At 41.0% G+C, this 16,675-nt stretch carries 15 protein-coding genes; 6 read left to right on the top strand and 9 right to left on the bottom strand.

What is annotated here, in order from left to right:
* Nucleotides 1-1,168 precede the first annotated feature (1,168 nt).
* The 3 genes from AXF23_RS13335 to AXF23_RS13345 are packed head-to-tail and all read left to right on the top strand — an operon-like array spanning nucleotide 1,169 to nucleotide 5,889.
* The gene (locus AXF23_RS13335; RefSeq protein WP_107625636.1) at nucleotides 1,169-3,112 is read left to right on the top strand and encodes a glycogen debranching enzyme N-terminal domain-containing protein; all 1,944 of its coding nucleotides are present in this window, start codon (nucleotides 1,169-1,171) and stop codon (nucleotides 3,110-3,112) included.
* A gap of 14 nt (nucleotides 3,113-3,126) precedes the next feature.
* A complete protein-coding gene (locus AXF23_RS13340) occupies nucleotides 3,127-4,395 on the top strand; it encodes a glycosyltransferase family 4 protein (protein WP_107625637.1) in 1,269 nt (422 codons plus the stop codon).
* Between the two features lie 48 nt (nucleotides 4,396-4,443).
* Nucleotides 4,444-5,889: a glycoside hydrolase family 57 protein gene (locus tag AXF23_RS13345; RefSeq protein WP_107625638.1), complete on the top strand. Its 1,446-nt coding sequence runs from the start codon at nucleotides 4,444-4,446 to the stop codon at nucleotides 5,887-5,889.
* Between the two features lie 401 nt (nucleotides 5,890-6,290).
* Here AXF23_RS13345 and AXF23_RS13350 read toward each other — a convergent pair whose 3' ends face one another.
* The 3 genes from AXF23_RS13350 to AXF23_RS13360 are packed head-to-tail and all read right to left on the bottom strand — an operon-like array spanning nucleotide 6,291 to nucleotide 8,150.
* Nucleotides 6,291-6,860 carry a UpxY family transcription antiterminator gene (locus AXF23_RS13350; protein WP_107625639.1) on the bottom strand — a complete coding sequence of 190 codons (570 nt, stop codon included), beginning with the start codon at nucleotides 6,858-6,860 and terminating at the stop codon, nucleotides 6,291-6,293.
* A 25-nt stretch (nucleotides 6,861-6,885) separates the two neighbouring features.
* Complete coding sequence (locus AXF23_RS13355) at nucleotides 6,886-7,455, bottom strand: anthranilate synthase component II (RefSeq protein ID WP_107625640.1); 570 nt, start codon at nucleotides 7,453-7,455, stop codon at nucleotides 6,886-6,888.
* A 29-nt stretch (nucleotides 7,456-7,484) separates the two neighbouring features.
* Nucleotides 7,485-8,150, bottom strand: a complete 666-nt coding sequence (locus AXF23_RS13360; protein WP_107625641.1) for a phosphoribosylanthranilate isomerase — start codon at nucleotides 8,148-8,150, stop codon at nucleotides 7,485-7,487.
* Nucleotides 8,151-8,393: 243 nt separating this feature from the next.
* Between AXF23_RS13360 and AXF23_RS16505 the strand changes: the two genes are divergently transcribed.
* A complete protein-coding gene (locus AXF23_RS16505; protein WP_009011849.1) occupies nucleotides 8,394-8,522 on the top strand; it encodes a hypothetical protein in 129 nt (42 codons plus the stop codon).
* A gap of 7 nt (nucleotides 8,523-8,529) precedes the next feature.
* The gene (gene rpe, locus AXF23_RS13365) at nucleotides 8,530-9,186 is read left to right on the top strand and encodes a ribulose-phosphate 3-epimerase (protein ID WP_107625642.1); all 657 of its coding nucleotides are present in this window, start codon (nucleotides 8,530-8,532) and stop codon (nucleotides 9,184-9,186) included.
* A gap of 94 nt (nucleotides 9,187-9,280) precedes the next feature.
* Here the strand turns inward: rpe and AXF23_RS13370 are convergent, their stop codons facing one another.
* Both AXF23_RS13370 and AXF23_RS13375 read right to left on the bottom strand, forming a co-directional pair.
* On the bottom strand, nucleotides 9,281-9,877 hold the full coding sequence (locus AXF23_RS13370) for a sigma-70 family RNA polymerase sigma factor (protein ID WP_107625643.1): 597 nt from the start codon (nucleotides 9,875-9,877) through the stop codon (nucleotides 9,281-9,283).
* A 121-nt stretch (nucleotides 9,878-9,998) separates the two neighbouring features.
* A complete protein-coding gene (locus tag AXF23_RS13375; RefSeq protein ID WP_107625644.1) occupies nucleotides 9,999-10,487 on the bottom strand; it encodes a DUF6359 domain-containing protein in 489 nt (162 codons plus the stop codon).
* Between the two features lie 705 nt (nucleotides 10,488-11,192).
* On the opposite strand from AXF23_RS13375, the gene AXF23_RS13385 reads away from it, so the two are divergent.
* Nucleotides 11,193-11,762 (top strand): hypothetical protein, encoded by a 570-nt coding sequence (locus tag AXF23_RS13385; RefSeq protein ID WP_107625646.1) that lies wholly within the window; start codon nucleotides 11,193-11,195, stop codon nucleotides 11,760-11,762.
* Between the two features lie 989 nt (nucleotides 11,763-12,751).
* Here the strand turns inward: AXF23_RS13385 and AXF23_RS13390 are convergent.
* The 4 genes from AXF23_RS13390 to AXF23_RS13405 all read right to left on the bottom strand — a co-directional run bounded on the left by AXF23_RS13390 (nucleotide 12,752) and on the right by AXF23_RS13405 (nucleotide 16,652).
* Nucleotides 12,752-14,320 carry a peptide chain release factor 3 gene (locus tag AXF23_RS13390; RefSeq protein WP_009011854.1) on the bottom strand — a complete coding sequence of 523 codons (1,569 nt, stop codon included), beginning with the start codon at nucleotides 14,318-14,320 and terminating at the stop codon, nucleotides 12,752-12,754.
* A gap of 128 nt (nucleotides 14,321-14,448) precedes the next feature.
* Nucleotides 14,449-15,336, bottom strand: a complete 888-nt coding sequence (gene rfbD / locus AXF23_RS13395) for a dTDP-4-dehydrorhamnose reductase (RefSeq protein ID WP_107625647.1) — start codon at nucleotides 15,334-15,336, stop codon at nucleotides 14,449-14,451.
* A gap of 12 nt (nucleotides 15,337-15,348) precedes the next feature.
* Entirely contained in the window at nucleotides 15,349-15,957 is a 609-nt protein-coding gene (locus AXF23_RS13400; RefSeq protein ID WP_089366081.1) for a DUF4924 family protein, read from the bottom strand.
* 2 nt (nucleotides 15,958-15,959) lie between these two features.
* Complete coding sequence (locus tag AXF23_RS13405; protein ID WP_107625648.1) at nucleotides 15,960-16,652, bottom strand: LysE family translocator; 693 nt, start codon at nucleotides 16,650-16,652, stop codon at nucleotides 15,960-15,962.
* Nucleotides 16,653-16,675 lie beyond the last annotated feature (23 nt).

The following is a 16,675-nucleotide window of genomic DNA, read 5'->3' on the forward strand; positions in this document are numbered from 1 at the left end:
AAGGCATACTCTATAATTCAGCTTGTAATGTGCTGGTTTATTGCAGGTTATAAACTTTGTTTTAAGAAATGTTTGACTGCTTTGTAGAGGGAGTTTGGTTGATTGTGTTGTAAATATATTTCACTGTTCTAATAGCTCTTCTGATGTGTGGATTGGAATGTTTATTGTTCTGCTGAAATATGGAGTGATAAACTAAAACTCTTATATCATAAGGCACACAGAGTTACGGAGAGGACAGAGGTAAACGCAATAACACGGAGGTGCCGATGGCACAAAGAGCAACGGAGGTGTAGTGTATAGATTTCTGATAACTTTTGAAATAAATGCTCTGGGTATAGAATCTCTAAAAAAACAGGCAACCTATCTCCGTCGCTCCACGCACCGACGGTGCCTCCGTGACTACCGATGATGTGTTTTGATACCCCTCCGTATTCTCCATTTCTCTGTGTGACATTTTGTTAGAGACCTAAGTTTAGGCGAATCATTATCATTCCAAAAATCTGAAGAACCATGTTTATCACATCACTTGAAAAGAGGAATGAGTGAGTGGGAGGCTTCTGTACAACAGGTGTGGATGGTTTGCCAATATGACACAGGGGTGTGGCGTTGATGCAGTTAAGTAGTGATTATTCTACAATCTACTATTGTGACTCATGCAGTCTTTTGTTATTTAAAATCTTATACAATACCCCAAGCGAATAAGGTTTACTTGTTGGAGCGTGATGGTATTTGTCAATGCGATAGGAGATGGTCTAATTAGTCTAAATCCATTCAAGCCCAGAAGAACTGGTTGATAGCAAAAATAATTTTGCTGTCATTCCTGTCATACTTAGTAAGAGGCTAACAGGTTAGTTGTCAATGAGTTCTATGGAAATGTTAAAATGACAGCAAAATGAAAATAAAAAAAACTTGTTATTTGCGTAGTTTTATTCTTCAAATACCGTAAAGTTTAATCACTCCAAAACATAGGAAACAACTAATATTTCCTGAGACAATAATGGGCAGCAAACAAGAGGAAGATTTTATCGAACATTAATAATTGAAAATATTATCTTACTTTATGGTGTCATTATGAAAAATATTTGTATCTTTGGAGTGCCGAACGGCAAAGTCTGTAAAGACTTCTACCAAAGGACAATTAAAAACCAAACAATAAACCTTAAAAGACATGAGCTACTTAAAATTTGAAAAAGCTCTGATGACCAATCTTCAAGATTCGCTTCCCAGAGAGTTATTGCGAACAAATCGCTCTGGTGCCTACTCTTGTTCGACGATTGTTGATTGTAACACACGCAAGTACCATGGCCTACTTGTAGTACCAGTTCCTGAATTGGACGATGAAAACCATGTACTTCTTAGTTCTCTCGACCCTACCGTCATTCAGCATGGTGCCGCTTTCAATTTGGGTTTGCATAAGTATCAGGGCAATAACTTTAGTCCGCAAGGGCATAAGTATATCCGTGAGTTCGACTGTGATACTGTGCCTACTACGCTTTATAGAGTAGGTGGTGTCTTGTTAAAAAAAGAGGTTGTCTTTCAGCACTATGAAGACCGTATCTTAATTCGTTACACCTTATTAGAGGCACATTCAAAGACTACCTTGCAGTTCCGTCCATTCCTTGCGTTCCGCAGTGTGCGCCAGTTTACCCATGAGAATGGTGCTGCCAACCGCTCGTATGAGGTTGTCGACAATGGAATCAGCACTTGTATGTATGCTGGTTATCCATTGCTTTATATGCAGTTCTCTAAGAAGAATGAGTTTCACTTTGAACCTTATTGGTATCGTGGATTGGAATATCCGAAGGAGCAGGAGCGTGGTTACGCTTCTAATGAGGACCTTTATGTCCCTGGCTACTTTGAGATGAATATCAGCAAAGGCGAGAGTATTGTCTTTGCAGCATCTACAGCAGAGTGTCACCCATCAACGCTGAAGAGTCTGTTTGATAAGGAGGTGGAGTCTCGTAGTCCACGTGATAATTTCTTCCATTGCCTTGTCAATGCTGCCCATCAGTTCCATAACCGTTCGAAGAAAGATGAACGTTACATTCTTGCTGGTTATCCTTGGTTTAAGTGTCGTGCTCGCGACCAGTTTATTGCTTTACCTGGACTGACCTTGAGTATCGAAGAACAAGATTACTTCGAACTCGTGATGCAGACGGCAGCAAAGGGCTTACGTGAGTTTATGGAGGATAAACCACTCAGCGTGGAGATATACGAGATGGATAAACCTGATGTTCCGCTCTGGTGTGTTTGGGCAATACAACAGTATGCTAAAGAAGCTGGCAAGGTGCGTTGTAGAGAACTATACATGGATTTGATACGTGATATTGTTGATTATCTTCTTGCAAGTAAGCACCCTAACCTCACTTTAGACGAGAATGGATTGCTTTATGCAGATGCGAAAGGAGAAGCGATAACATGGATGAACTCCATGAACAATGGTCAGCCGGTTGTTCCTCGCTCTGGATATATCGTTGAGTTTAATGCTCTTTGGTATAACACGCTGCGTTTTACGGCCTCTATGGAGAGGGAATGTGGCAATGAAGAGCGTGCAATAGAGTTAGAGGCACTTGCTGAGAAATGTAAGGCTTCATTCGTTGAGATATTCCTCAATGAATATGGCTACCTTTATGATTATGTTGATGGTAAGATGATAGACTGGAGTGTACGCCCTAATATGGTGTTCGCTGTGGCACTTGACTATTCTCCACTTGACCAGAAGCAGAAGAGAGGAGTGTTAGATGTCTGTACACGAGAGCTGCTTACGCCAAAGGGATTGCGTTCGCTTTCTCCAAAGAGTGGTGGATACAATCCGATGTACACGGGTCCACAGAGTCAGCGCGACCTTGCCTATCACCAAGGAACAGCTTGGCCATGGTTGGGTGGTTTCTATCTTGAAGCCTGCTTGAAGCTTTACAAGCAGACACGTCTGAGCTTCGTAGAACGCCAGTTGGTAGGTTATGAAGACGAGATGATTAACCATTGTCTCAGTACACTACCTGAACTCTTCGACGGCAATCCACCGTTTAATGGGCGTGGAGCAATCTCCTTTGCCATGAACGTAGCCGAAGTGCTTCGTACGTTAGAATTACTTGAGAAGTTTAAGTTTTAAGAGGAGGGACTAATATGAAAGTTTTAATGTTTGGATGGGAGTATCCTCCTCATGTATATGGCGGTTTAGCAACTGCTAACTTTGGTATTTCAGAAGGTCTGCATGCGCAGGGCGATGTTGAGACAATCCTCTGCTTGCCACATCCTTTTGGTGATGAAGACCATACCTACGCTGAGATTGTGGCAATGAATTATGTGCCAATCGCTTATCGTGAACTTGGCTATGATTATGTGAAGGAACGTCTTGGTAATATTATGTCGCCAGAACTTTACTTCAAGTTGCGTGAGCACATCTATGCCGACTTCAATTATATGAACGTCAACGACCTTGGTGCAATGGATTTTGCGGGAGGTTATCCTGCTAATCTACATGAAGAGATTAATAATTATTCGATTATTGCTGGTGTCGTTGCACGTACATACGATTTTGATATTATCCATGCACACGACTGGTTGACTTATCCTGCTGGTATTCATGCTAAGCGTGTGTCTGGTAAACCTTTGTGTATTCATGTGCATGCAACCGATTTCGACCGCTCACGTGGTAAGGTTAATCCTACTGTTTATGGTATCGAGAAGGATGGTATGGACAATGCTGATTGCATCATGTGTGTGTCAGAACTTACACGGCAGACCGTTATCAATCAGTACTATCAGGACCCACGCAAAGTGTTTACGGTTCATAATGCCGTTTATCCTTTACCACAGGAGATTGTAGACATTCCACGTCCTGACCACAAGGGAAAGGAGAAGATTGTTACTTTCCTTGGTCGTCTGACAATGCAGAAAGGTCCAGAATACTTTGTTGAGGCTGCCAATATGGTGCTTCATCGTACACGTAACGTTCGTTTCTGTATGGCTGGTTCAGGCGATATGATGGACCAGATGATTTATCTGGCTGCTGAAAGAGGTATTGCCGACCGCTTCCATTTCCCTGGTTTTATGCGTGGAAAGGAGGTTTACGAGTGTCTGAAAGCATCTGATGTCTATGTTATGCCGTCAGTCAGTGAGCCTTTCGGTATCTCTCCTTTGGAGGCCATGCAATGTGGTACACCAAGTATTATCTCTAAGCAGAGTGGCTGTGCCGAGATTCTCAACAATTGTATTAAGGTTGATTATTGGGATATTCATGCGCTCGCTGATGCTATTTACTCCATTTGTCATAATGAGAGTCTCTTCGATTACCTTGCTGAAGAGGGTAAGAAAGAGGTTGACCAGATAACATGGGAGAAGGTTGGTGCATGGATTCGTGAACTTTATCTTCGTACTTTGGGCTGGCAATAGCGGTCATGAGAGAACTAATAACCTTTTAAAACTAAAACAAAAAAGATAATGAAAACAATCTGTTTATATTTCGAGATACATCAGGTGATTCACCTGAAACGCTACCGCTTCTTCGATATTGGTACCGACCATTATTATTATGACGATTTCGAGAACGAACGCTCAGTATCGGAAATCGCCGAGAGAAGCTATATGCCTGCATTGGACACGCTGCTGCAGATGATTAAAGACAATGGGAAAGCTTTTAAGGTGGCCTTCTCTCTGTCGGGTGTGGGTATTGAACAACTTGAGATGCATGCTCCACAGGTGCTTGATAAGTTGCAGGAATTGAACAATACGGGCTGTGTGGAGTTTCTTGCTGAGCCTTATTCTCATGGTTTAGCATCATTGGCTAACGAGGAGAGCTTTAAGTCTGAAGTGAAACGGCAGGCCCAGAAGATTAAGGAATACTTTGGTCAGACTCCAAAGGTGTTGCGTAATTCTTCACTCATCTATAGTGACGACATTGGTTTGATAGCTTCTCAGATGGGTTTCAAGGGAATGTTGACAGAGGGTGCAAAGCATGTCTTGGGTTGGAAGAGTCCACATTATGTATATAACTGTGCCCTTGCTCCTAACCTAAAACTTCTGTTGCGTGATGTGAGATTGAGCGATGATATATCATTGCGCTTTAACAATTCAGACTGGGAGGGGTATCCTTTGTTTGCTGATACGTATATGGCAGAGATTGCTGCGCTCCCAAATGAAGAGCAAGTGATTGGTATCTTCATGAACCTTTCAGCCCTCGGTATCGAACAGCCATTGTCAAGTAATATCCTTGAGTTCTTTAAGGCGTTACCTGCTTGTGCTAAGCAGCAGGGTATTACCTTCTCTACTCCAACAGAGATTTGCATGAAGTTGAAGAGTGTTGACAGCCTTTATGTGCCTGACACATTGAGTTGGATGGATGAAGAACGTGATGTCAGCACATGGTTGGGTAACCCAATGCAGCGTGAAGCGTTCAATAAGTTGTATAGTATTGCCGACCGTGTACGTATTGCTAACGACCCACGTATCAATCAGGATTGGGACTATCTGCAGGCAAGTGACAACTTCCGCTTTATGTCGACCAAACCTTCACGTGTTGGTATGGACCGTGGTATCTATGACAGTCCATTTGATGCTTTCACTAACTATATGAATATTCTCGGTGACTTCCTAAACCGTGTCAATACTCTTTATCCTGCTGAGATAGACAATGAGGAGTTGAATGGATTGCTAACTACTATTCGCAACCAGGGTGATGAGATTGAAATGAGAACGAATGATATTAGTAATCTTCAAGCAAAGGTTGAGAAGTTGGAGGAAGAAGGTGACAAACTTCGTGCGCAGTTAGAGAAGAAATCACCTGCCAAGAAGGCTGCTACATCAAAAGCTATAGCTAAGAAGCCTGCCAAGAAAGCTCCTGCTAAGAAGGCCGCTTCGCCTGTTAAGGAAGAAACTAAGGCTAAGTAAGACTTTTATATAACATACATATAACGCTCATATAGCATGTGCCCTCATTTATCCGCCATGTTATATGAGCGTTTCTTTTATACCTTTAAAGGCTATGTCTACATTTCATGATAGAATAAAATGCTAAAGTCGTTCAAGTCTATTGCTTTCTTCTGCAGAATATTACCACGAAAGTAAATGTTTCTTGGTATGAAGAAAAATATTTTTATAATGAGACTAATTTGATAATAGGTGTTTGTGAGGCAAGGACAACGCTTATTCTTATAAATTGTTTGATGTTATTTTTGTTATTAATGATAGCTGTTAGAAATTTATATTTAGGGAGTTACGGTTACTTAATGGTATGCTTAATATTTGAGGTAATGTTATTATAGGCTTTCTTGTAAAGCAGTTGTCGACTGCTATTTCCCCTCCATTGGTACGCAGCACCAGCGGGAGACTTTGAGCATCACGCCTATACCTGGTATTTCTTTTAGGAGATAATACTTCTTACTTGAGCGCACCAGACGACCTGTCATCCCTTTTAATGGTCCAAACTTAACAAGAACTTCATCTCCAGCTTTCATTTGTGCCTCGTCAGAAGAGAGGAACTTGCGCATCGTTATTTCAGGATTACACATCAAACGGAACTCATACATCTGGTTATGAGGGATAAGCGCATACTCTCTTGAATCCTTAGCTTTCTTTACAACGCTAATCTTATAGTTAGCTTCCTGTACTATCTTCAAGAACGAGATGTCTTCATCTGGTTTTTTTACGAAGATAAGATTGCGAACAACAGGACGAAGAACAGTGTGTGGTTTACCGTCTCGTCCCTCAATGTCAACATACTGTTCAGGAACGAAAGATTCCAAGTTATGACTTTTAAAATAGGTTCTGACTTCTTCAAGTTTCAGTGTGAATAGTTTCACAGCATACCACGGTGCTCCGTCGTCAATGACTTCGTCTGTATAGCTTGTCGCTTTTGTCATAGTAAAGTACAAGATTTATTATTTGTTAGATGCGTAACCAATTCGCCATAATCTTCTTCCCATCAGGTGTTAAAACACTTTCTGGGTGGAACTGTATACCATATATATTATGCGTCTTATGGCGTAATGCCATGATTAATCCTTCCTTGCTTTCAGCGATAACCTCCAAGCAATCAGGAAAGTTGGTCCTTTCTACGACCCAGCTATGATATCTTCCCACAAGGAAATGTTTGGGAAGACCGTCAAACAAAGGGGTATCAACGACTTGTGTTGTTTTTGTTGTCACACCATGAAAGACGTCAGAAAGATTCTTCAACTTTGCTCCGAACACCTCGCCAATAGCTTGATGGCCCAAGCAAACGCCCAAGATAGGTTTTACGCCAGCATACCGATGAATAACATCCAATAGTAGGCCTGCTTCTGAAGGAACCCCAGGGCCTGGACTCAAAACGATACGGTCGTAAGCATTCAAGTCTTCAAGGGAGAACTGATTGTTACGAACTACCGTCACATCAGCTCCCAACTCCTTTATGAGATGAACAAGATTATAGGTGAAAGAATCGTAGTTATCAATGATAACACAATTTGTTTTCATTCGTGTATCAACCTTTTAATCGACGAACCTTACTTTATCTTTTCAAGAAAGTCCTTCAGTAATGCAACGTCCTTTACTGCTGGTGCGCTCTCAAACTTCTCGTTCACACTGATACCATAGAATAGAGGGTGGGAGAGCTTTTTGATATTCTCAATATCTTCAGCACCAATATTTCCACTTACAAGGAAAGGAACTTTCCCGTCGTACGCTTCTAAAAAGCTCCAATCCTTTAGATGTTCTTGGAGTTCGAAGAGGAAATAATCCACTCCCTCAGCATATTCCTTGTATTTCTCTATGTCCTCACGTTTTGTGATGACAAGACGCTTCATCATCTTAATTCCCGCATGAATGTCTGGGTCAAGAGTACGACGAAGATTGTCAATCATCACGCTACTCTCGTCTCCATTGAGCTGAACAACATCAAGATTGAAATTAACAACACGTGTAACAATATTCTGTGGCATGTCATCAGCAAAGACTCCACAAAGAACAGGACCTTTTTTCTGTTGGGATAGTTTGTCTGAAGACAGGTCAGAAAGGCTACTATAGTCAGGAATTATCCCCGCACATGATGCTATTTGACTCACATAACGTTCGCTGTTAGGAATGAAATCCAAACCTATCCAGTCTATGCCAAGTTGAGAAACCTCGTGAATATTGCGGGCATCACGCATGCCACATACCTTTATAATCATATAGATATAAAATTCTCAAATACTTTTACGCTACAAACTTACATAAAATTATCGAATTATTAGCCTGTGGGATAGAGAAAAGCTTGTATCTTCAAGGGAAAGATGGGTAAAAAGGAGCAATGCAAGAGTATTCTGATAGAATTAATACATATAAAGAAGAAATATTCTTGTAAAGAGATATAATAATATCTAATTTATATCGTTTAGAAGATATAATAACTCTCAATAAAACATTTCCAGCCTATGGTAAGAATATTTACTTCAGAAGAACTTAAGCCGTCTGAGAAGACGCTTAACCTCATCCGACAGATAGCTTATACCTATCGGGTAATTAAAGTTAATGGAAAAATGCAAACCTTTTGCTTGAACTAAGTCTTATATGGAAACAATAGTATCACCTTCTTTACTCTCTGCTAACTTCCTTCATTTGGATAAGGAGATTGAAATGATTAACGAAAGTGAGGCCGATTGGCTCCACATGGATGTTATGGATGGTGTCTTCGTTCCTAATATCTCTTTTGGATTCCCTATACTCGATGCTGTCGGAAAGGTTTGTAAGAAGCCTATGGATGTTCATTTGATGATTGTTCATCCAGAGAATTATATCCAACAGACCGCCAAGTCGGGTGCTGCAATCATGAATGTCCACTATGAGGCATGTGTTCATTTACATCGAACGATACAGGCTATTCACGATGCAGGGATGAAGGCGGGTGTAACCCTTAATCCTTCAACACCTGTCAATGTACTTGAGGATATCATTGGCGACGTAGATATCGTTCAGCTCATGAGTGTTAATCCTGGTTTTGGAGGACAGAAATTCATCGAAAGCAGTATTAAGAAGGTTCAACGTCTTCGTCAACTGATAGAGTGTGAAGGTAGTAAAGCCTTGATAGAGGTAGATGGTGGAGTACAAGCAGAGACAGCCCCTCGTTTAGTGGAGGCAGGCGTCGACATACTTGTTAGTGGTAGTTATGTCTTTAAGGCAGCTGACCCAAAAGCAACAATCCACTCTCTCAAGCAGTTGCATAGATAATTATAAGGTATAAGGCGACCCTCGCTTGTTTCAACTACATTGTAGAGAAACAAGCGAGGGACATTTTATAATTAATTCAAAGAGGTGTAAATCTTTATGCTAACTGTAGGTTCACCTTGTGTTCGCGAACCATTCTTCTTAGGTTGAAGATGGCATAACGCATCCGACCAAGACTGGTATTAATGCTAACACCTGTAGTCTCAGCAATCTCCTTAAACGACATCTCTTGATAGAAACGCATAAATACCACTTCACGCTGTGTCGCTGGAAGAAGATTCATCATGCGCTTTACGTCAGAGAGCGTCTGGCTGTTAATGAACTGACACTCAATGTTGTCAATGACAGTATCGTCACCACCAACATTGGATAGGTCGTTGTCTTTGGGTGCGTCAATCACCTTGTCAGCACGTTGTGCACGATACCAATCCATGATAACGTTATGAGCGATACGCATAACCCATGCAGAGAACTTACCAGTTGGTGAGTATCTGCCCTGTTGCAACTTCGTGATAATCTTTACGAAAGTCTCTTGAAACAAGTCATCAGCAGCATCCCTATCATGCACAACGAATAGAATATACGAGAAGAGTTTCGACTGATTGCGTGACAGCAACAGGTCGAATGCATCGTTGCTTCCTTCAATGTATGACAATGCCAACTGCTCGTCGGTCATCTCATTCAGTTTCTTCATTTTTAATTCTCTTTCTTATGAAGTAGAAGTATGTCGATAGGCTTTTCTAACTTTTACAATTATTTGGTGTTGCAAATATAATCATTTTTCTCTTTTAGAGCAAATGTTTCATATAAAAAAGTCATTCGTCAAGCCATTCAATGGCCAATATGTGCTTTTTTATACCTGGTATTCCTAAGTATTTCTGTTTAATGCCTAAGAAAGCTATCTGCCGTCCATAGTTTTGTGGATTACTATCTAAGGCAATGTTTTCTTTCATTTGTTTGTTAACCATCTGAATGGATATAACCTTATCAGGGTCTGATTCTTCTGGGCTATCAGCCAACAAGATAGCCGTATTATACGAGAAGGGAGGTTCCCATTCGGCTTGTTTGATACTTCGTTTACATGCGCCAACGATATAACCCTGTACCCAAACAGCTTTGTCTCCAAAGTTTCCTTCGATGAACTCCTCCACACTATAGACGGTTTCGTCGTCGACAGGCGTTGAAGAAGGTGTTTCTTTCTCTGTTTCTTCTTCCTGATCATTCTCGGAGGGCAGAATTGTTTTGCCACAACCAGATAGGTAGATTACGGCTAATAGTAAGATAAAAAGCTTATTCAGTTTCATAGACTTAGGTTTAAAAACTGGTACAAAGATAAGTAATCATTTGTTACTTGTCAAGTAAATCAGTATTTTTCTGATGGAAGAAGGGACAGTGCTACGAGTGACTCTAATCCCTCGAAGACTGTAGAAGTGAACTACGAATTAATCTAATTATTCGAGTAAGGGTGGTGGCAAATATGAGTTAGAATCTATGAAAGGATGAGAAACTAAAATAGAGAAGGAAAAGTATCAATATATACGAATTTAGTTTTAATGTTAGTTGCTGTCATTTTAACATTTACTCGTATAGTATTGTAAATAAGTTGTTTAGCTCTTTGAAAGTGATGACAGATATGACAGGAAACTTCGTTTTTACTTTTCTTGTCTATACAGAATATGGGGAACATTCGCTAAGGATTTTGTTTAAGATGATAAAAAAAAGAGGTTGGTGCAGGAAGCTACCAACCTCGAACATGATTTAGCAGAATATCTAAATCAATGAAAAACACATCGCAAATATAGGGCAAATAATGTAATAAAGCAAATTTTACCAATAAAAAAAGATGTTTTTAACATTGTAAGCGCACACATGTGTTTATGTGAACTTTGCTTATACATGTCGAAGAGGATAAATAAATGGCTATACTTTGATTAATAATTGCATATATCATAATTATTACCTATATTTGCATTGTATTTAAACCTTTATATTAATTAAACTAATTTATTATGAATCGAATTTTACGCTTTGCTTTTGTAGCAGCATTAACTGCTGTTAGTTCTTTATCTTTTGCCCAGAATACTGTGACTTTTGAGGCTGGTCAAGATACTGCTGATGGACTAACAATTGAAAAAGAGGGAGTAACCATTACTCTTACTATTGGTAAATTGAATGAAAGTCAATCTTATCGTCTGTATAAGAATGCCACAACCACGATTTCTTCATCAGGTGCAAATATAGTGAATGTAGCTTTTATATGTGATAAAATCAAGTATGGTAAGAAGATATACTTAGGTGATGGCTTTGATTCATCTATGACTGGTTTGACAATTTCAGATGATAAAGTTAATGTAACATGGGCAGGAGATGAAAAGTCAGTAGAGTTTAAGACTTCTGGTCATCAGGTACGTGTTAAGAAGATTACCGTTACTTTGAAGAGTGACCCTGCAGGTATAAAGGAAGTCCATAATAGTGAGGTTAATGATAAAGCACCAATCTATAACCTTGCTGGTCAGCGTGTAAGCAAGGATTATAAAGGTGTAGTTATACAGAACGGTAAGAAGTTTGTTCGGAAATAGACAAACTATCGTACTGTTGGGTAATTATCTTCTGTATAAAGTCGACCTTGACATCTGTCGATATGGAGGATACCATCTATGAATACCTCTCTTAATCTCTAATTGATAGATAAAGGGATTGTACAGGTGGTGTTGCTGTTTGATACATGTAGTGTACACGTTGAATACCAACAATTTTGCAGTTCCGATATATTGATTGATAGAGGTTACAAAAGTAATAGGAGTACTTTTTTCTCTCCTTTCCCTTCACCGAAAGGAGAGACATGATTAGTGAGGTTACCCCAATGAAGGTAGCCTCACCTCTGACTCCTCGCCGATAGTAGCGGGGAGGAGAATGTGAGCTTTCTTCTATAAGGTGGCTGATAAAAGGAGATAGGACGCTAAACATGTAGGAAGAAAAGATTGCTTTATTTTGGTAATCACGACCATCATTGTTTGGAGAGAGGATAGAGGGGAGCAAAGAAGAGGCTCTTCTTTATTCAAGAACATGCCCTTCTTGCCTATAGAAGACGCCCTTCTTGGGGCAAGAAGGGCGTCCTCTTGAAGGCTGTGTGTAATAGTCTGATTCCGTGGGCGTTATAAGCTCGTTTTAGTGAGATATGTCATTCCTATTCTGAATGAGACAAGCTCGATGATGTGTAATGTTTTTTTATGGTGATAATGTTACCTTCGAGATGTGAGAAGAGCGTTTGAAGCATCACTCGAAAAGTTAGTTGAGTAGGTGTATTCTACCTAAAATGCCATGTAATATAACGGTAGGGTAGGAGCTGTAAATGGTTAGGAAAGGGTTTTACCTTTTCTATGCTAAGATGATATTGATTACTCATAAAGAGAAACCTCAGGTGCGTGTGCTAAGGAAAATAAGCCCAGCAGCGTAATCTCTTTAGTATAAGCGAATAACAAAGCTCCCCTTTAACTCGTTCTGTCATATAAAAAACGCCAAAGAATTGACATACTCTTTGGCGCTTTAATTTTATCTTGTCCTAAGTTTAGAACTCACTTGTAAAGTGGAAACGGATATGTTCAAAGTCTTGTTGTGCCATACTTAGCACGTAACCAGAGTCTGCGAGGAAGACATCACGCCCCTCAATATCCTTAGCCATATACTGGTATTTACGCTTCTTAAAGTTCTCTAACTCTGCCTCATCATCAGCCTCAATCCAGCAAGCTTTGTAGAGGTGTACTGGTTCCCAACGACACTTCGCATTGTATTCATGTTCCAATCGATATTGAATAACCTCAAACTGAAGCTGTCCAACGGTTCCCACGATACGACGGTTGTTGAATTGGTTTACGAAAGACTGTGCGACACCTTCATTCATCAGCTGTTCGATACCTTTTTGGAACTGCTTAGACTTCATTGGGTCATCGTTCTCAATGTATTTGAAAAGTTCTGGAGAGAAACTTGGCAGACCACGGAAGTGGATGTTTTCTCCCTCAGTTAGTGTGTCACCAATCTTAAAGACACCACCACTATCAGGCAGACCAACGATGTCACCTGGGTAAGCCTCCTCTACAGTACTCTTACGTTGTGCCATAAACTGAGTAGGGGAGGAGAAGCGCATCGTCTTCCCATTACGCACATGGAGGTAAGGTTGGTTGCGTTGGAACTTACCCGAACACACCTTACAGAAGGCAATACAACTGCGATGATTAGGGTCGATATTGGCTGTAATCTTAAAGATGAAGCCAGTAAACTTTGGTTCAGTAGGTTCAACAACACGTTCTTCAGCCTTAGTAGGACGTGGACTTGGGGCTATTTCAACGAAGCAATCGAGTAATTCTTGTACACCAAAGTTATTTAATGCAGAGCCGAAGAACACTGGTGCAACCTCCGCACGACGATAAGCCTCGACGTCGAAATCTGGGTAAACACCATTTACTAATTCGAGGTCGTTGCGTAGCTGTTCAGCAAACTCAGCACCTACTTGCTCGTCCAAGTCATTCGAGTTGATGTCTACCTCAACCTTCTCGGTCACACGCTGTTTGTTAGGTGTGAAGAGGTTCAGCTGTTGCTCGTAGATGTTATACACACCTTTGAAACGCTGACCTTGACCGATAGGCCATGAAAGTGGACGTACACTAATCTTGAGTTCTTCCTCCAATTCGTCTAACACCTCGAACGGGTCGCGACCTTCACGGTCCATCTTATTGATAAAGATGATAACTGGTGTGTTGCGCATACGGCACACCTCCATCAACTTACGTGTCTGTGCCTCCACACCTTTGGCTGAGTCGACAACGATGATAGCTGAGTCAACAGCTGTCAGAGTGCGATAAGTATCTTCGGCAAAGTCCTGGTGACCAGGCGTATCGAGGATATTCACCTTATAATCTTTGTAGTCGAACTCCATCACAGAGGTCGATACAGAGATACCACGTTGCTTCTCGATGTCCATCCAGTCAGACGTAGCCGTCTTACGTATCTTGTTGCTCTTCACCGCACCAGCAACCTGAATCTGACCACCGAAGAGAAGGAATTTCTCGGTCAAAGTGGTCTTACCGGCATCTGGGTGAGAGATAATGGCGAACGTTCGCCTGCGTTCTATTTCATTCATCTGTATTATGTTCTTTGGGAGTAAAAGTCTTGTCTGCAGTTGGTTAAGCCGATGCCAACTATTTTCCCTTTATGTTTTCAAGGAAGATGACGGCTTAACTTTATCTCATCCAACTTATTTCTTCACTCCTATTGTTTGTCTTGTTCCTGTAAGCCTTTCATGCACTTCTTAAGAGAGTCTACCCAATATGGGATCTTTATGCCGAAGGTCTCTTTTATCTTAGTCTTGTCGAGGACCGAGTAAGCAGGACGTTTAACAGGAGAAGGGAACTCGTCGCTGTGGCAAGGAAGGATGTCACATGCTGTGTTACCTGCAAGTTCTGCAATCTTAATGGTGAAGTCATACCAGCTACATACACCCTCATTTGAGAAATGATAGATGCCATTATTCCCCTCATACTTGCGGTTCTCAACGATATCGAAGATAGCTTCTGCTAAGTCGCCAGCGTAGGTAGGAGTACCACACTGGTCGAAGACAACCTTCAACTGTGGTTTAGTAGCAGTGAGATTCATCATCGTTTTCACGAAGTTATGGCCGAACTCACTGTAAAGCCATGCCGTACGAAGAATAATATGATTGACACCAGTAGCCTGAATCTTCTCTTCCCCATGTAGTTTTGTAAGGCCATAAACACCTGTAGGAGTACCCTTCATGTCCTCTTTGCAAGGAGTGTTGTAAGGGTCGCCACCGAAGACATAGTCAGTGCTGACATGAACGAGCAAGCCACCCACCTCTTTCATTGCCTTTGCGAGGTTCTCTGGGGCAACGGCGTTGAGTAGTTCAACAATCTCGCCCGCTGTCTCTGCTTTGTCCACATTGGTCCACGCAGCGCAGTTGATGATACATTCAACCTTATTGTCTTGTACCATCTTGCGGATGTCTTCGAGATTAGTAATGTCTAACTTTGTATACCCCTCACACACGTCAGTGAAGATATAGTGGTCTTTACTCTGTTTAGATACAAGCTGTATCTCATTGCCAAGCTGTCCGTTAGCTCCTGTAACTAAAATATTCATACGCTATCTCCTTTATTCTTCGCCGAAGTCTAATCCTTCAGTCTTATCTTTTATGTAATAGTCTGATAACATACCAATGAAGGTTGTTATCTCGTTAAGTGCACGAGTTGTCTCTGGTGTAATTTCTTTCTTCTGCAGACGAAGCATCATCACACCATAGAGGAGGTCGAAACAAGTCTCTATCTCGCTCTTTCCTAACTGTGCAGCAACGGTCTTCAGGCGTTCGTCATTCGTACGAGCCATCTTGTCTGCTGTGCGCTTAGTCTTACCTCTTAGTTCAACAATGAAAGGCAGAACACGATAGTACTCAGCGGAATAGAAAGGAAACTTAGACGATTGCAGTAACTGTGCGTGTAGTTCTGTCAAATCTTGCATGAGCACCTTATTAATCTGCAGATGTCCACCTTCACGGCAACCCTCTTGGTTCATCATACGAACAAGGTCGCCAAACCAGTCTTCCTCTTCTTCTTTTTGCTCGTCAGTATATTGGAATTGGTCGATATATTCTTTACGGATTCGTGTCAATGAACAGCCGTATGCACGGATAGTATCTTCTATCTGCCACATGTAAAGCAGGTATTCTGCTATGCTCTTTTTTCTTAATTCCTTCGCTACAAACATAATTACCCTTTCTCTATTAATCCGTCAATAGTTGGTAAATGATAGAGATTAAACACTGTTCCCAAAAGCATAATGATAGAGAACAGGATGACGACAGCACCTATCACCTTATTTATAATAAGGATACCATTGACATCGAATTTCCCTCTAATCTTGTCTATCAGCCATGACAAACCATACCACCATAGCAACGCACCAGCTGGGACGCAGGCAAAACCAATAATCATCTCTAATGGACGATTAGGTTGTACGAATGCAAACTGTGCGTATGATGCAATGAAAAGAAAGATAATCAAGGGATTAGAAAGCGTTACTAAAAAGGCTGTAACACCATTGTGGAAGAGTGAACCCTTCTCCTTTCCGCTCTGGTGAGCTTTCTTCATCGGGTCTGATTTGAAACAATATACACCGAAAAGCAGCAGTAACACGCTTCCTGAAATCTGTAAGATCAACTTGTAGGTTGGATTCTCTAAAGGAGCCATGATAAAGCTCATGCCTAATCCAACAATCAAAGCATAGATTGTATCACTGATGGCAGCACCGATACCTGTTATAAAACCATACCAACGCCCCTTGTTCAAAGTGCGTTGTATACATAATATTCCAACTGGACCCATGGGAGCTGACGCTATAATACCAATGAGTAATCCCTTAAAGATGAAATCCAGTATATCTAATTGAATAGGAAATTGCATGCTTGTTATTTTGGGTGCAAAAT

Source organism: Prevotella sp. oral taxon 313 (assembly GCF_003043935.1).
GTDB classification, from domain to species: Bacteria; Bacteroidota; Bacteroidia; order Bacteroidales; family Bacteroidaceae; genus Prevotella; species Prevotella jejuni.

Coding starts and splice junctions, on each gene's coding strand:
- AXF23_RS13385 (WP_107625646.1), top strand. CDS start 11,193: ATGAATCGAATTTTACGCTTTGCTTTTGTAGCAGCATTAACTGCTGTT.
- AXF23_RS13360 (WP_107625641.1), bottom strand. CDS start 8,150: ATGATTATAAAGGTATGTGGCATGCGTGATGCCCGCAATATTCACGAG.
- AXF23_RS13340 (WP_107625637.1), top strand. CDS start 3,127: ATGAAAGTTTTAATGTTTGGATGGGAGTATCCTCCTCATGTATATGGC.
- AXF23_RS13390 (WP_009011854.1), bottom strand. CDS start 14,320: ATGAATGAAATAGAACGCAGGCGAACGTTCGCCATTATCTCTCACCCA.
- AXF23_RS13405 (WP_107625648.1), bottom strand. CDS start 16,652: ATGCAATTTCCTATTCAATTAGATATACTGGATTTCATCTTTAAGGGA.
- AXF23_RS13345 (WP_107625638.1), top strand. CDS start 4,444: ATGAAAACAATCTGTTTATATTTCGAGATACATCAGGTGATTCACCTG.
- AXF23_RS13350 (WP_107625639.1), bottom strand. CDS start 6,860: ATGACAAAAGCGACAAGCTATACAGACGAAGTCATTGACGACGGAGCA.
- AXF23_RS13335 (WP_107625636.1), top strand. CDS start 1,169: ATGAGCTACTTAAAATTTGAAAAAGCTCTGATGACCAATCTTCAAGAT.
- AXF23_RS13370 (WP_107625643.1), bottom strand. CDS start 9,877: ATGAAGAAACTGAATGAGATGACCGACGAGCAGTTGGCATTGTCATAC.
- AXF23_RS13400 (WP_089366081.1), bottom strand. CDS start 15,957: ATGTTTGTAGCGAAGGAATTAAGAAAAAAGAGCATAGCAGAATACCTG.
- AXF23_RS13375 (WP_107625644.1), bottom strand. CDS start 10,487: ATGAAACTGAATAAGCTTTTTATCTTACTATTAGCCGTAATCTACCTA.
- rpe (WP_107625642.1), top strand. CDS start 8,530: ATGGAAACAATAGTATCACCTTCTTTACTCTCTGCTAACTTCCTTCAT.
- AXF23_RS16505 (WP_009011849.1), top strand. CDS start 8,394: ATGGTAAGAATATTTACTTCAGAAGAACTTAAGCCGTCTGAGAAGACG.
- rfbD (WP_107625647.1), bottom strand. CDS start 15,336: ATGAATATTTTAGTTACAGGAGCTAACGGACAGCTTGGCAATGAGATA.
- AXF23_RS13355 (WP_107625640.1), bottom strand. CDS start 7,455: ATGAAAACAAATTGTGTTATCATTGATAACTACGATTCTTTCACCTAT.